This is a genomic window from Candidatus Symbiopectobacterium sp. NZEC151 (assembly GCF_025962655.1).
Classification (GTDB): Bacteria; Pseudomonadota; Gammaproteobacteria; order Enterobacterales; family Enterobacteriaceae; genus Symbiopectobacterium.
The window spans coordinates 720,307-735,916 of record NZ_JAGFPE010000001.1; the positions used below are offsets into that span (position 1 = coordinate 720,307).

At 50.1% G+C, this 15,610-nt stretch carries 14 protein-coding genes; 2 read left to right on the forward strand and 12 right to left on the reverse strand.

Translation table 11 applies throughout. The features are described 5' to 3' along the window. Genes potC through potA form a run of 3 tightly spaced genes read right to left on the reverse strand, consistent with a single transcriptional unit; the run spans position 1 to position 2,763 of the window. A complete protein-coding gene (gene potC / locus J5067_RS03325) occupies positions 1-801 on the reverse strand; it encodes a spermidine/putrescine ABC transporter permease PotC (RefSeq protein ID WP_264642390.1) in 801 nt (266 codons plus the stop codon). Further along, entirely contained in the window at positions 798-1,658 is an 861-nt protein-coding gene (gene potB / locus J5067_RS03330) for a spermidine/putrescine ABC transporter permease PotB (RefSeq protein WP_264642391.1), read from the reverse strand. The genes potC and potB overlap by 4 nt, the downstream gene beginning before the upstream one ends. Then, positions 1,642-2,763, reverse strand: a complete 1,122-nt coding sequence (gene potA / locus J5067_RS03335) for a spermidine/putrescine ABC transporter ATP-binding protein PotA (RefSeq protein ID WP_264643706.1) — start codon at positions 2,761-2,763, stop codon at positions 1,642-1,644. The genes potB and potA overlap by 17 nt, the downstream gene beginning before the upstream one ends. Before the next feature lie 434 nt (positions 2,764-3,197). Between potA and pepT the strand changes: the two genes are divergently transcribed. Next, entirely contained in the window at positions 3,198-4,433 is a 1,236-nt protein-coding gene (pepT, locus tag J5067_RS03340) for a peptidase T (RefSeq protein WP_264650427.1), read from the forward strand. 99 nt (positions 4,434-4,532) lie between these two features. Here the strand turns inward: pepT and J5067_RS03345 are convergent, their stop codons facing one another. From J5067_RS03345 to rluE, 9 genes are all read right to left on the reverse strand, one after another. After that, the gene (locus J5067_RS03345; protein ID WP_264650428.1) at positions 4,533-5,900 is read right to left on the reverse strand and encodes a hypothetical protein; all 1,368 of its coding nucleotides are present in this window, start codon (positions 5,898-5,900) and stop codon (positions 4,533-4,535) included. 251 nt (positions 5,901-6,151) lie between these two features. Next, positions 6,152-7,273, reverse strand: coding sequence for a cupin domain-containing protein (locus J5067_RS03350; RefSeq protein ID WP_264650429.1), 1,122 nt, complete (start codon positions 7,271-7,273; stop codon positions 6,152-6,154). A 95-nt stretch (positions 7,274-7,368) separates the two neighbouring features. Beyond that, positions 7,369-8,820, reverse strand: a complete 1,452-nt coding sequence (phoQ, locus tag J5067_RS03355) for a two-component system sensor histidine kinase PhoQ (RefSeq protein ID WP_264642395.1) — start codon at positions 8,818-8,820, stop codon at positions 7,369-7,371. Between the two features lie 2 nt (positions 8,821-8,822). Then, positions 8,823-9,503 (reverse strand): two-component system response regulator PhoP, encoded by a 681-nt coding sequence (gene phoP / locus J5067_RS03360; protein WP_195313029.1) that lies wholly within the window; start codon positions 9,501-9,503, stop codon positions 8,823-8,825. Positions 9,504-9,720: 217 nt separating this feature from the next. Beyond that, positions 9,721-11,091, reverse strand: coding sequence for an adenylosuccinate lyase (purB, locus tag J5067_RS03365; RefSeq protein WP_264642396.1), 1,371 nt, complete (start codon positions 11,089-11,091; stop codon positions 9,721-9,723). A 148-nt stretch (positions 11,092-11,239) separates the two neighbouring features. Next, a complete protein-coding gene (gene hflD / locus J5067_RS03370) occupies positions 11,240-11,866 on the reverse strand; it encodes a high frequency lysogenization protein HflD (RefSeq protein ID WP_264642397.1) in 627 nt (208 codons plus the stop codon). 3 nt (positions 11,867-11,869) lie between these two features. Beyond that, positions 11,870-12,976: a tRNA 2-thiouridine(34) synthase MnmA gene (gene mnmA / locus J5067_RS03375; protein WP_264642398.1), complete on the reverse strand. Its 1,107-nt coding sequence runs from the start codon at positions 12,974-12,976 to the stop codon at positions 11,870-11,872. 106 nt (positions 12,977-13,082) lie between these two features. Continuing rightward, entirely contained in the window at positions 13,083-13,550 is a 468-nt protein-coding gene (locus tag J5067_RS03380) for an NUDIX hydrolase (protein ID WP_264650430.1), read from the reverse strand. Then, positions 13,543-14,169 carry a 23S rRNA pseudouridine(2457) synthase RluE gene (rluE, locus tag J5067_RS03385; protein WP_264643707.1) on the reverse strand — a complete coding sequence of 209 codons (627 nt, stop codon included), beginning with the start codon at positions 14,167-14,169 and terminating at the stop codon, positions 13,543-13,545. Before rluE ends, J5067_RS03380 begins: the two co-directional genes overlap by 8 nt. A 131-nt stretch (positions 14,170-14,300) precedes the next feature. On the opposite strand from rluE, the gene icd reads away from it, so the two are divergent. After that, positions 14,301-15,554, forward strand: coding sequence for an NADP-dependent isocitrate dehydrogenase (gene icd / locus J5067_RS03390; RefSeq protein ID WP_264642400.1), 1,254 nt, complete (start codon positions 14,301-14,303; stop codon positions 15,552-15,554). The last annotated feature ends 56 nt before the right edge of the window (positions 15,555-15,610 follow it).

Here is a 15,610-nt window from a genome sequence, read left to right on the forward strand (position 1 = left end):
TTAACGTCCCAAAGGTTGGAATGATGATTTTTTGGTGCGATCGCGCAGTATTAACTGACTGCTAAGCACCAACAGTAACGATAACAACAACAAAATGGTGGCCAGCGCGTTGACCTCGGGCGAGACGCCAACCTTGACCATGGAATAGATTTTTAGCGGTAAAATTTCATAAGAGGGACCGGTGACGAAGGATGACACCACCACATCGTCCATCGACAGCGTGAAGCTCAGCAGCCAACCGGCGGCAACGGCAGGCATTGCCAGGGGCAGAATGATCTTACGTAATATGATGATTTCACTGGCACCTAAATCTCGAGCCGCTTCCAGCATCCGAATATCAAACCCTTTCAAGCGCGAATACACCGTGACAACCACAAACGGCAAGCAGAACGTAATGTGCGAAAACAGCAACGACCAGAACCCGAGTGAGATCCCCAGCAGCATAAACAGCACCAGCAGCGAGATGGCCATCACGATATCTGGCGACATCATCACCACAAACAGCATGCCGCTGACAAAGGGCTTACCGCGAAAGTGATAACGATAAAGCGCCACGGCGGTGAGGGAGCCGATCGCCGTGGCAAACGTGGCGGAAAATACCGCCATCGTCAATGAATGGCTGGCAGCCTGGAGCAGGCTGTCATTGTTTAACAGCAGGCGATACCACTCAAGGGTAAATCCCTGCCAGTTGATGCCGAAGCGCGCCTGATTAAACGAATTCACAATCAGAATAAGGATCGGAATATACAGATAGGCGTAGATCAGGCTCATAAAGCCACCGCGCAACAAACGTCCCATCATTCCAGATCCACCTTTTTATTCAATAAGCGGGCTGCCCGGTAGTACACAAACAGCATCAGTCCCATCACCAGCGTCAGACAAATGCTGGTGGCTGCGCCAAAAGGCCAATCGCGAATATTCAGAAACTGGCTTTTTATCACGTTGCCAATCAGCAGATTTTTCGCACCGCCCATCAGGTCAGCCACGAAGAACAGTCCCATCGCGGGCAGCAGTACCAGCAGGCAGCCTGCAATAATGCCGGGCATGGTCAACGGGATCACGATGCGGATGAACGACTGCCACTTGTTGGCCCCCAGATCCCGCGCCGCTTCCAGATACGCGTTGTCGAGTTTTTCAATGCTGGAGTAGAGCGGCAACACCATGAACGGCAGCAGAATATAGACCAGGCCGAGCACCACCGCCTGCGAGGTGTACATAATGCGCAGCGGATCGTCGATAATCCCAGCCCATAACAGAAACTCATTCAGGTAGCCGCGCGTGCTCAGGAAGATTTTCAGTCCATAGATACGAATCAACGAGTTGGTCCAGAACGGGACAATCAGCAGAAACAGCAGCAGTGGGCGTATCTTTTCCGGCAGTCGCGCCAGGATGAAGGCAAACGGATAGCCAATCAGCAGGCAGCATAACGTCGCGATGACCGCCATATTCAACGAATGCAGCAGCACCGAGGCGTACAGGGGATCGCTCAGTCGCGTATAGTTTTCCAGCGTGAATACCAGGGCGATCAAGTCGGCGTCATCGCGCGTCAGAAAACTGGTGCCAATGATCATCAGGTTAGGGATGAACACAAACAGCATCAGCCAGGCAACGATGATGGTGATAACGATGTTTTGAAAACGTTTACGCGGTGGCTTCATCGTGCAGCACGACCTCCCAACTCTCGACCCAGGTGATAGCCACCTTCTGATTGAGTGAGTGATCGACATCGGGGTCATCTTCATTGAAGAATTCACTGACCATCACCATTTTGCCGTTCTCCAGCTCAATGGTGGAGTCCAGCGTCATGCCCTTGTAGTTACGTTCACGCACATAACCGATCATGCCTTCGACCGCGCTGTCATCGTTAATTTCCTCTACGCGCAAATCTTCGGGGCGCAGCAGGACTTTTAACGACTGTCCTGCGCTCACCGGAAAGTTGACGGTGATAGGGCAGGCGCGGCCTTCGACCATCGCCTGTACGCGATTCCCCTGTTCGGGGGCGATCACCGTGGCATCAAAAATATTGATTTCACCAATAAAGCTGGCTACGAACAGATTACAGGGCTCTTCGTAGATTTCTCGCGGGGTACCGTCTTGTTCGATTCTGCCATCGCGCATCACCACGATGCGGTCTGACATGGTGAGCGCTTCTTCCTGATCGTGGGTGACAAAGATGAAGGTGATACCCAACTTACGTTGCAGCGCTTTTAGCTCGTTTTGCATCTGCTTACGCAATTTGTAATCAAGCGCGGAAAGCGATTCATCGAGCAATAATACTTTGGGCTTGTTCACCACGGCGCGGGCAATAGCAACGCGTTGTTGCTGCCCACCGGACAGTTGATGCGGGCGACGCATGGCAAACTCGTCCAACTGAACCATTTTCAAGGCGTCCATGACGCGAGGGGCGATCTCGGCAGACGGGGTTTTCTGCATTTTTAGCCCGAAGGCGACGTTGTCAAACACGCTAAGGTGGGGAAATAGCGCATAGCTCTGAAAGACCGTGTTGACGTAGCGCTGTTCGGCGGGCTGATGGGTAATATCCTGCTGCTCAAGTAAAATAGTGCCGTTATCGACATTTTCCAATCCGGCGATCAAACGCAGTACCGTGGTTTTTCCACAGCCGGAAGGGCCAAGAATGGTCAAGAACTCACCGTGATTAATGGTGAGATCGAAATGGGAGATGATGTCTTTGCCATCAAATCCTTTACGTACATCGCGCAGTTCAACAACCGGTACGGATGCGGGAGAAAGGTTTTCATTCATGGTGGTCTGGCTCAGTTTCCATCGTTGGTGCATGCATTTTGTGTAAAGCACTGCATGACCAGGGTTATCACCTTTGCGTGTATAGCGGTCGTTAGGGGGGGCATTCTACGGGAAACCCCAGTGTACGCCAACTTATACGCGCACTCCTGCGATGAAGAAAGCTCGTTAATCATGATATTAGCGATTGTGGGGTAACCCCTAAGCGCTGAGGGATGAGCCTGTAAATATTATGCGTTATTGATGTTAAAAAAATGCGACTGTGGCGCGAACAACATTGCATCGTAAAGCCCTGGTTTCATGAATCAACTGATTTGTCCGTCCGCAAAAGGCGGTTTTAACGCATTCGGTGGCTAAGATGGTAAAAACTGACCTGACGCAATATTTGCCGGGAAAGCCATCCGCATAATACCCCTCAGGGTTCAGGGGGCTGAAATATGGAAAAATTACTCGATCGTTTTTTAAATTATGTCACTTTCGATACGCAGTCTAAGTCGGGCGTCAGGCATGTGCCGAGCACGGATGGTCAGCTCAAGCTGGCACGCGCCTTACAGCAGGAACTGATCACGCTCGGATTCGATCAGGTTACCCTGAGCGAGCATGGCTGCGTTATGGCGACGCTGGCCTCGAATGTGGCGTGGCAAGTGCCTACCATCGGTTTTATCTCTCATATGGATACGTCGCCGGATTACAGCGGGAAAAACGTTAACCCGCAGATCCTGGAAGATTACCGCGGTGGCGACATTGCTCTCGGTATCGGGGATGAAATCCTGTCGCCCGTGATGTTCCCGGTGCTGCATCAACTGCTGGGTAACACCCTCATCACCACGGATGGCAAAACCCTGCTGGGTGCCGACGATAAAGCCGGTATTGCCGAAATCATTACGGCGATGGTGCGGCTGAAACACCATCAAACGCCACACGGCACGGTGCGCATCGCGTTCACCCCTGATGAAGAAATTGGTAAAGGCGCACAATTCTTTGACGTCGCGGCCTTTGGCGCGCAGTGGGCTTATACCGTTGATGGTGGGGGGGTTGGCGAACTGGAGTTCGAAAACTTCAATGCGGCATCCGTTGGCATCAAGATTGTGGGTAATAACGTTCACCCCGGCAGTGCCAAGGGCGTTATGGTCAACGCGTTGGCGCTGGCAGCACGTTTCCATCAGGAAGTGCCTGCACAAGAAGTGCCGGAGCAGACCGACGGTTATCAGGGTTTCTATCATCTGCACAGTATGAAAGGGACGGTAGAGCGTGCCGAAATGCACTATATTGTGCGTGATTTCGAGAAGCACGGTTTTGAACTGCGTAAAAAGACGTTGTTTGATATCGCTGAAAAAGTGGGTCTTGGATTGCCGCCAGACTGCTATATCGAAGTGACCATTACCGACACCTATTACAATATGCGCGAACAGGTTGAACAACATCCGCACGTTATCAGTTTGGCGCAGCAAGCGATGCGCGATTGCGATATTGAACCTTGTCTCAAGCCTATTCGCGGTGGCACGGATGGTGCTCATCTTTCTTTCCAAGGGTTGCCTTGCCCCAATCTGTTTACCGGCGGCTACAACTTTCATGGCAAACATGAGTTCATCACGCTGGAAGGCATGGAAAAAGCCGTGTCGGTGATTATGCGCGTCGCAGAGTTGACGGCATTGCGCGCAAAAGCGTTATAACGCGATTAAATAGGTCAATGATGATTTGATGCTGGGAACGGTTCCCAGCATTATGTTTAACCATGACAACAAGCTTTATCACACCGAGTTTGCTCATTCCTATTGGTTCGTTGTCAATTGTACGGAATCGCTCGCATAAGGAAATGAAGTAAGAATGTTTGATACTATATGATCGCCAACGTTGTTCCTTTCTTTAATGAGAGACAGATCCGTTGAGGTCTCTGTGATGGAGTCATAAAGCTGGGGTAGGATAGTGAGCCGCAAAGAAGCTGCAAGCAATTGTTTTTTATTGAAGGTTGAAGTTGTGTTATCGTCTGCACTCCGATAAGCATCAGAATAAAACTCCAGGACAATTAAAAAAAGATTTTTCTCCTTGGTGTCCATTGCATTGATTCTTTCATGGAAAATCTCGGTGGCGTTATTCTGGTTTTTCATCATTTTTGAAAGCACTTTTTCATTTATTGGGTTTATTTTTGAAAAATTATGCTTTAGAACATAAAGCAACGCTTCTCTGTTTATATCATTAATGTCGAGAGAACATTTCTCAAGATTAACTAATGCAGTGTCATTTTCAATTTTGTTACCTGACATCCTGAATAAACCATCAGACTCAGGATTTCTTCTTTGATCACTGTCTTTACTATAAGTTTTTTTCAAGTTTTCAATTATTTCGCAAATTTTATCTTTCAGATACTTTTCTTTTGACGTGTAGACTATTTTTTTTAATGACTCGTCTCCTCGATTAATCGTACTGTTATCGTGAGATGTTTTTCTCGATAACTGGCGATAAAGAAAGGATGTATTTCGCTTCAAAAGGGTAGGCTGTGCAGGGTGACAGCTTTCACTTAGCGGTATTGAACACGCAGAGTTGCTGGGCTGGACATGTTTATGAGCGTCATTTTGTAATGTGTTTTCTAAAGAATCTACATCTAAAAGAATGTAGGCAAGTAATGATTCCGTGGCAGCATCCATTTTGCTTGAATCAGGCTTGCCTTCCGCAGTGAAGCTAATTTCCTCTTCAGTTAAAATGTTGCGATCAATAGCTAATTGTATTCTGCAAAATTGTGAAAAAATTTCAGTGCTGAGTGTGTTGCAAGACGTTTCTCCCTGTTGCGTTGCAACCGTGAGTTTTGTTATTTGTTTTTCTTTGGTATTTTTATCATTGCTTTCGAAAAGAATTTTGTTATTTAAGTACTCAAATTCAATACGATGTGGAATATGATAGGAGTTATTCCTACTGTGTGTTTTTTGAATCTCATGCAATAGATTAAACGTAAAGCCTAGGGCGAATTTTTTGTAATCATCATCCTTGTTTTTTTTTAAGAAGTTGAGGGTGATGATGTTTATGATTTTGACCAAGAAGCAATTTAGGCAAGAAGGCGTTTGCGCTACATTCCCACTGACATGGTTTTGAATGTATTGGGCTATATTGTTAGTACCAGATGTGACATGCATTGGGTTATTCATAACTCTTCCTTCGGTTATAAATAAAGCTAGGTTGGTTTTTATTATATTCTTGTGAGGAAAATCATGAATACATTGTTCACCCTGTATTACTGTAGGAATATTACAGCTTTAAGGAGGGTGTTTTTATAGGTGTATATTAGTTAGACAGTAATACTGTGATATTAAACAAATGGTTGACGGTGAGAATGTAAGGTTTATATCGATACCGGTCATTAAAAATGACCGGTATCAAGTGAGGATAACGGTATTAGTTAATCCATAAAATACCAATAACCGCTGTTAATGAACACGGTCAGTTTGGCCAGAAATGAAGGATCCTCCAGTGCTTCGCCCAACACACTGCCTTCAAACGTCAATTGCTCTGACAGGGCGAGCGCAGCGCTACGGTGTGGGGTATCGAGGCACTCACCATTGACAAAGCACTGCTCTGCGACGCAGAGCACTCGCAGCCCGTTTAACCGGCGTAAAGCGGCCCCTTGCTGAAGTAACTCATAAACTTCGCCGGGTTGATACGGCGGTTCCGGCGGCGCAATATCTAGCTCATGGCGGGATTGCGTAATAAACTCACCAAACCAGCGCTGGAAGTGTTCCGGTTGCTGTACCAGATCCAACATCATTTTTTGCAGCGCATTCAGCTCCTGGGGCAATACCGTGGCCGGGTGTTCACGTTCAGGAATATCGGGATCGCTATAACGATAGCTCCCCAATTCACGAGCCAGTACATAATCGGCAAAACCGCTGACTAATTCACGCCCGTTAGGTGACCGAAAGCCGACCGAGTAGTTAAGCGCATTTTCCAATGAATAGCCTTCATGGGGAAATCCGGGGGGAATATAGAGAATATCCCCCGGAACCATCAGCTCATCAATGATCGGCTCGAACGGACCAACCTGTAACAGATCCGGGTGAGGGCAGTGCTGCTTCATGGGAATTTTTTCCCCGACGCGCCAGCGGCGCTGACCGGTGCCCTGAATGATGAAAACATCATATTGGTCGATATGCGGCCCTACGCCGCCGCCCGGCACGGAGAATGAGATCATCAAATCATCGGTGCGCCAGTCAGGGATGTGACGAAACGGGCGCATCAGTGCCGCTGAGGCGTCATGCCAGTGGTCAACGGCCTGCACCAGCAATGACCAGTTGTGTTCACCCAAATGGTCAAAGCTATCGAAAGGACCGTGGCTGACGTGCCATTGGCCTTCATCGTGGCTGACTAAACGGCTGTCGACTTCGTTTTCCATTGCCAGCCCGGCAAGTTCATCGGGCGATATGGGATCGATGAAATCGGTAAAACCCTGCTTGATCACCACAGGGCGTTTTTGCCAGTAATTCGCCATGAAAGATGGCCAATCGAGATTCAGTTGATAATCCATACCATGTGTTCCAACAAAGGGGGGCTGTATGAGTATAACCATTTCAGCGTCGGAGTTGCAGCGCTGAGCGGCTTGCGGTTATAACAAGACCGACGTTAATCAGGGTGCGAATGCTGGCGTCCGAAAATGGTTTCAACGCGGGCACCACCAAGGACACTGTCGGTGATGATAATTTCCCCTTCGTATTGCTCGATGATATCCAGCGCGACGGAGAGCCCAATGCCCTGACCGGGGCGCAGCGTATCCGCCCGTTGACCACGTTGGAAAATCATTTCACGTTGGCTGCGCAGTATGCCTGGGCCGTCATCGTCGATCAGTAAATGCAGGCGATGGTCCGAATACTGGGCGCTTACTTCCACAAATTCAAGGCTGTATTTGCAAGCGTTATCGAGCACATTGCCCAGCACTTCCATAAAGTCATTTTTCTCGCCAACAAAGGTCAATTCCGGGGAAATATCCAACGTGATGACGACGCCTTTACGCTGATAGACTTTGTTCAGCGCGGAACACAGCCCATCAAGCAATGCCGGGACGGAGTGTACCTCACGCAGCAGCAGGTTGTGTTCATAACGCATACTCGCGCGATGCAGATAGTAACCGATCTGCTGTGAGATACGGCTGATTTGCGCCAACATCACGGGTTCTGCCTGCTCGATATGCACTTCTTTATCCGTGCGCAGCGCACGTAATGTGGTTTGCAGCACGGCAAGAGGGGTCTTGAGGCTATGGGTTAAATCCGTTAACGCCGTGCGGTATTTCTGATAGCGCTTACGTTCGTTATTCAGCAGGATGTTAAGGTTACGCACCAGGCTGTAGAGTTCGCGCGGTGGGTTCTCATCAAGCTGTTCGCGGGTGCCATTCTCCAAATCGGCCACCTGTTCTGCCAGCGTCTTGATCGGATGCAAACTCCAGTGGGCGGCGAGCCAGAGTAACGGCAGCACCAACAGTAAATTGGCGATAAAAACATAGCTGAACCATTCCCAGACCATATCTGCCTGTTGCAGTTCCTGGGGGATTTTATCAATCACCACAATGGTTAACGCAGGCAAATTCTCTGTGGCCGGGTAGGTATTGACGGCGATGGAGTGGGTGAACGGTGTTTCTTCCGACTTGCTGCTAAAGCGGGTCAGTTTGCTGAGAACCTGAGCATCGCCCTTGAGTACCGCGCTGCTGGTCTGGGTATTAGTATCAAGTTCGTGATAATCGGTCTTTGTCAGCCATTCGGGTTTGATCAGCGCTTCCAGTTCCGGGACTTCGCGTTCACGCCAGAGAATTTTGCCGTCCTGGTTGTAAATCAGCACCAGCGTGGGGTAGCTGATATCCATGTCAGACAGCATGGTGACGCTAAGCTGATGGTCTTTCCACTGCGCCAAACGGTAAAACAGGTTGCTTTCACCGCGCAACAGACGGAATGACGTTTTATCGAAACTGACGCTGTAGCCAATAATAGCGACGGCCCCATAAGACAACGACAGGGCCAGCACTATAGCGACAGCAGCAAGCAGAAAACGAACACGTAAGGAGAATGGCAGTCTTTTTACACGCATAGCTATGATGAGGCGACCAAATCGAAACGATAGCCTTGGCCTCGTACGGTAGTGATGACGTCGGCATCATACACCAGTTGCAATTTTTTGCGCAGACGTCCCATCAACACATCAATGGTGTGGCTTTCCCGCAATTCTGCATCAGGGTAAAGTTGCAGCATCAGTGACTCCTTGCTGACCACCTTCCCGTTGTTACGAATCAGCGTCTCGATAATCGTGTATTCAAATGCCGTAAGTTTAATCGGCGTCCCCGCCACCATGAGTTCTCGACGCGACAGATCGATTTCGAACGGTGGCAAACTGATCAACTGGGATGCCAGGCCGCTGTTACGTCGCATCAGCGCCTGCATTCGGGCAACGACTTCCTCAAGATGAAAGGGTTTCGTCACATAGTCATCAGCACCGGCTTCGAGCACGGCGACTTTATCCTGCCAGCTTTCTCGTGCCGTCAGCACCAGAATGGGCAGCTTCACTTGCTGATTGCGCCAACGGCGAATCAGCGTCATACCATCTTCTACGGGCAATCCCAAGTCCAGAATAGCGATGTCAGGGGCATGTTCATGCAGGAAATAATCCGCTTCTTTAGCATCGGCAGCCGCATCAACCTGATGGCCCATTTCTTTCATCTGAACGGTGAGGTGATGGCGCAGCAACACATTATCTTCAACAACCAGTACGCGCATGACTTTATCCTTCATTGAACTACAGACGATCCGGGCTATGCCCCCTAATTCTAACAAAAAAAGCAGAATCGAGCATCGGCGGTGGCGATGTGAATTATCCACAATCGCAGTAAACTAAATGTAAACAAACGTCGAGGGAATGGAGAAAAAGCCTAACGTGAACTAATAATCAATCGCAAAGACAGGCACGGGGGCTGTTACCCCCCGTGCTTACGCATTACTTTAACGTGTCTACCAGCGTTACCGCGTGACCGATGTAACTGGCCGGCGTCATCGCTTTCAGGCGTGTTTTTTCTTCTTCAGGCAGCGCCAGACCATCGATAAAAGCCTGAATGCCTGCACCGTCAACGCGTTTTCCACGCGTCAGTTCTTTCAGTTTCTCGTAAGGCTTCTCAATGCCATAACGGCGCATGACCGTTTGGATAGGTTCTGCCAGCACTTCCCAGTTGTGATCCAGCTCGTCCAGCAGACGATCGCGGTTCACTTCCAGTTTGCTGATGCCCTTCAGTGTCGCTTGATAGGCAATCAGCGCATAACCGATACCGACACCCAGGTTACGAAGTACGGTAGAGTCGGTCAAATCGCGCTGCCAGCGTGACACGGGTAACTTGGTCGCCAAATGGCCCAGCACAGCATTGGCTAATCCCAGATTGCCTTCGGAGTTTTCGAAGTCGATAGGGTTCACCTTGTGCGGCATTGTGGAAGAACCAATTTCACCCGCGATGGTTTTCTGCTTGAAGTGATTCAGTGCGATATAGCCCCAGATGTCCCGATCAAAATCGACCAGAATGGTATTGAAGCGGGCGATGCAGTCAAACAGTTCAGCGATGTAGTCGTGCGGCTCGATCTGCGTGGTGTAGGGATTCCACTGGATACCCAGCGAGGTGACGAAGCTTTCGCTGAACGCGTGCCAGTCCAGCGTCGGATAAGCGGCCAAATGCGCGTTATAGTTACCCACTGCGCCATTGATTTTGCCAAGAATCTCGACCTGTTGCAGTTGGCGATATTGGCGCTCCATGCGGTACACCACGTTAGCGAACTCTTTGCCGATGGTCGACGGCGTTGCGGGCTGGCCGTGGGTGCGGCAGAGCAGGGGAATATCGCGATACTGCTGTGACAATGTTTTAAGGGCATCAATAATTTGACGCCAGAACGGCAGAATCACATCACGACGCGCGCCATCCAGCATCAAGGCATGGGACAGGTTGTTGATATCTTCTGACGTACAGGCGAAATGGATGAATTCATTGACCGCATGCAGGCTGGGTACTGCTGCGACTTTTTCCTTCAGAAAATACTCTACCGCTTTCACATCGTGGTTGGTGGTGCGTTCGATGGTTTTGATACGCGCGGCGTCAGTTTCATTGAATTCTGCGACAATTTTATCAAGGAAAGCGTTTGCGTCGGCGTCAAATGCAGGAACTTCCTTGATTTCTGCACAGGCTGCCAATTTTTGCAGCCAGCGGACTTCAACCTGCACACGGAATTTCAGCAAACCAAATTCACTGAAAATAGCGCGCAACGTGCTGACTTTATCACCGTAACGACCATCAATGGGGGACACGGCGGTCAGTGAGGATAATTCCATCGCAAGCAACTCCTGGGGTGTATTTATCAAAGTATAGGTTTAACAACGCATAAATTAAAAAAGATAACATCAGCAACGTTCAGGTGTCGTGATGATGCATGAGCGGCCGCAGCGCTGTCGCTTTGTGTGGCAATCGGCCGCGCATGGCTTAACAACGGGCCAACATCTGTTTGGCTTCTTTCACCAAACGGGCGCGAGAAAACATCAGTTGTAAACGTCCGCCGCCGACCTGTTGCCACAGCACGGCGGCACGGATCCCCGCCAGCAGCGCGGCGCGTACTTTAGCCTGCACCTGCGTGTTTTTCAGCACTTCCGGGGAACCGGTTACCTGAATTCGCGGGCCGAGGGCGCTGATGACATCGACATAAATCCCTGCCAGCGCGCTGATAATCGTCTCTGACATCAGCTCGAAATGTTCGAGTTGGCGTGATAATTGGCTAATACGGTTACCCAATTCGTCGAGCGCAGCACTATTACCGCTTAACTTGCGCTCCAGGGCAATCAAACTAAAGGCGTAGCGGGATAATTCTGCGCCTACACCCTTGGCGCTGCTGTTTAAAATCCCCAGCAGGGTTTCCAATCCAACTTTTACGTTACGCTCATCGCCACCGAATACCGCTACGGTAGAGCCTGGGTTCATATCCAACAGGCTGTTGAGCGAGGTTTGCAGTACGTCATTATCACAGTGGCCGTGATTCGCCAGTTGTTGAACCAGATGGGCAGATTGGCAAACGCCCGCCAGCGCCAGCGTGATGTCCTGATAATTTTTAGCCACAGGCTACTCCTGAACTCGTTCTTCGATGATGCCGCCGCCAAGACAAACCTCTCCCTGATAAAACACCGCGGATTGACCCGGCGTTACCGCAGCAACCGGCGCATCAAAACGAACGCTGATACGCTCGCTATCCAGCGGAGTCACCGTACAGGGAATATCTTCCTGACGATATCGCGTTTTCACGACACAGCGGAAAGGATCAAGACGCGGTTGGCGATCGACCCAATGCAACTGTTGTGCGATAAGCCCCTGCGACATCAGACGCGGATGATTATGCCCTTGCGCAACATACAGAATATTATTCGCGACGTCTTTATCAACCACATACCAGGGGTCTTCACTGCCTTCTTTGACACCGCCGATGCCTAGCCCTTTGCGCTGCCCAAACGTGTGATACATCAAGCCTTGGTGCTGCCCCATGGGTTTGCCATCGTCAACGGACAGGATAGGTCCCGGTTGTGCAGGCAAGTAACGCGCCAGAAAATCTCGGAATTTGCGTTCACCGATAAAACAGATACCGGTAGAATCTTTTTTCTGCGCGGTTGCAAGCCCGAGACGTTCTGCGATACGGCGTACTTCAGGTTTTTCCAACTCGCCTACCGGGAACAGGCTTTGCGAGATTTGCTGGTGGCTGAGCGTGTAAAGGAAATAGCTCTGATCTTTGTTTCCGTCTTTTCCACGCAGCAAACGCGTGGCGCAGCCGCTGTCATGGCGGCGCACATAGTGGCCAGTAGCGATATAGTCGGCCCCTAAATCTTCCGCGGCAAATTCCAAAAACGCTTTGAACTTTATCTCTTTGTTACACAGAATATCGGGATTGGGCGTGCGACCGGCACGGTATTCCGCCAGAAAATGTTCAAACACATTATCCCAATATTCCGCAGCAAAATTGACGGTGTGTAGCACAATGCCCAATTTGTCGCATACGGCTTGCGCATCGGCCAGATCGGTAGCGGCTGAGCAATACTCCGTGTCATCATCTTCCTCCCAGTTCTTCATGAAAAGGCCTTCAACCTGATAGCCCTGTTGCTGTAACAGGTAGGCGGAAACGGAAGAATCGACACCGCCGGACATCCCGACAATGATTTTTTTCTGGCTGTTATCTGACATGGGCGTCTCACGAACTGAAGTGTTGACGCGCGACTCAAAGGACTTCAGCGCGTCAGCATGAAAAACAAGCGGCATATTTTATCATGATGTTGTCACGGCTGCATGGCTAATCCTGCGCATTGGGCATTTCGAAAGGCCAGTTAAAGGCCCCCAACAGACTGAGCGGGTAGCGTTCAGCTGTGCGATAGCAGCGAATACTTTCTGCCACCAACGGCGAGCGCAACTGCGTGGAATGTAGAATCTCCTCGGCGGTAAGCCAGTGACAACAACTGATATCGCTGTCATGCGGCGTGGTCGGGAGTCTTGCAGGGAGATCAATGGCAAAGCAAAAACGCAGAAACGGGGTGTGATCGGGGGCAATCCACTGGTGAAGACGCAGAAAAAATTGCGGTGCTGCGCTGATGCCGGTCTCTTCCCACAGTTCGCGTCGAGCCGCCTGAATCAGCGTCTCGTCAGCCTCAAGATGCCCTGCGGGCTGGTTCCAGGTAGCTTTGCCGCGAATCTCTTCTTCAACGATTAAAAAATGGTTTTCAGCCTGCACCACACAGGCCACGGTTACATGCGGTTTAAACATCGAGAATCTCTCTCCAGGTGCCAGGCGGTAAATGGTCCAGTGTCTGATTAGCCATACCGTAGCGTATCAGGCGTAGGGTTGGGTAGCCTATGTGCGCTGTCATGCGACGAACCTGACGGTTCCGCCCCTCATGTAGCGTGATTTTTAGCCAACTGTCAGAAACGGTTTTTCTTTCGCGAATCGGCGGCACACGTGACCATAGCCAATCCGGGGGCGCAACAATTTCGGCCCCGGCGGGCAACGTCATGCCATCTTTCAACGACAAGCCGCGACGAAATTGCTGCAAATCTGCCTCTGTCGGGGTGCCTTCAACCTGAACATAATAGATTTTCGCGGTTTTTTTCCCCGGTTGAGTGAGTCGGGCTTGCAGTTTTCCGTCATTAGTGAGAATCATTAGACCCTCGCTATCACGATCCAACCGTCCTGCGGCATAGATATCAGGAAAAGGGATATAGTCTTTCAGGGTGGTGCGGCCTGCTTCGTCGGTAAACTGCGGAAGCACGTCAAAAGGTTTGTTGAACAGAACGATGCGGCGTGGCGCAGTGGAAACCGCGCGTTTACGCGAAGTTTGCGAGCTGAATCGCTTAAGGTTGTGATTTTTAACCGAGAATTTATTCATCATCTTTATAGCCGAGAGTTACAAAGGCATTATACTCGAAATGGTTTGCGATTGGCGCGGGCAAAATATTCAAGTAGTATTGACGCGCATCTTACAAATCATTAACAAAATTGCGCTCGAAGGAGAGGTTAATGGAAAGCAAAGTAGTTGTACCAACAGACGGACAAAAAATCACTGTCGATGCCCAAGGTAAGCTGAACGTTCCTAATAATCCGATTATCCCCTTTATCGAAGGCGACGGTATCGGCGTGGATGTAACTCCTGCGATGATCAATGTTGTTAATGCCGCAGTGAAAAAGGCTTACGACGGCAAACGCGCTATCTCATGGATGGAAATCTACACCGGTGAAAAATCCACCCAGGTGTATGGCAACGATGTGTGGTTGCCGGAAGAGACGCTGGATTTGATTCGTGACTACCGCGTCGCCATCAAAGGCCCATTGACTACGCCTGTCGGCGGTGGTATCCGTTCTCTGAACGTAGCCCTGCGTCAACAACTGGATCTCTATATCTGTCTGCGTCCGGTTCGTTATTACGAAGGTACACCTAGCCCGGTTAAACAGCCTGAGCTGACTGACATGGTGATCTTCCGTGAGAACTCTGAAGATATTTATGCGGGTATCGAATGGAAAGCCGGTACCGCTGACGCTGACAAAGTGATCAAATTCTTGCGTGAAGAGATGGGTGTTAGCAAGATCCGCTTCCCGCAACAGTGTGGTATTGGCATCAAGCCGTGCTCTGAAGAGGGAACAAAGCGTCTGGTCCGTGCCGCCATTGAGTACGCTATCGTCAACGATCGTGAATCCGTGACCTTGGTCCACAAGGGCAACATCATGAAATTCACCGAAGGCGCGTTCAAAGACTGGGGCTACCAGTTGGCACGTGACGAATTCGGCGGCGAACTGATCGACGGCGGACCCTGGGTTAGCATCAAGAACCCGAACAGCGGCAAAGACATCATCATCAAAGATGTGATTGCTGATGCCTTCCTGCAACAGATTCTGCTGCGCCCGGCGGAGTACGACGTTATCGCCTGTATGAACCTGAACGGTGACTACATTTCCGATGCACTGGCCGCACAGGTCGGCGGTATTGGTATCGCGCCCGGTGCCAATATTGGTGATGAATGCGCGCTTTTCGAAGCGACTCACGGTACAGCACCGAAATATGCCGGTCAGGATAAAGTGAACCCTGGTTCAGTTATTCTTTCCGCTGAAATGATGCTGCGCCACATGCACTGGTTCGAAGCGGCCGACCTGATTGTTAAGGGTATGGAAGGCGCAATCAAGAACAAGACGGTGACCTACGATTTCGAACGTCAGCTGGAAGGCGCTAAGCTGCGGAAATGTAGCGAGTTTGCTCAGGACATCATCGATAACATGTAATCGTATTGTTGCGATAAAGATCGGCGGTGGCGCTTTGCTGCCGCTGGTTTTTAACA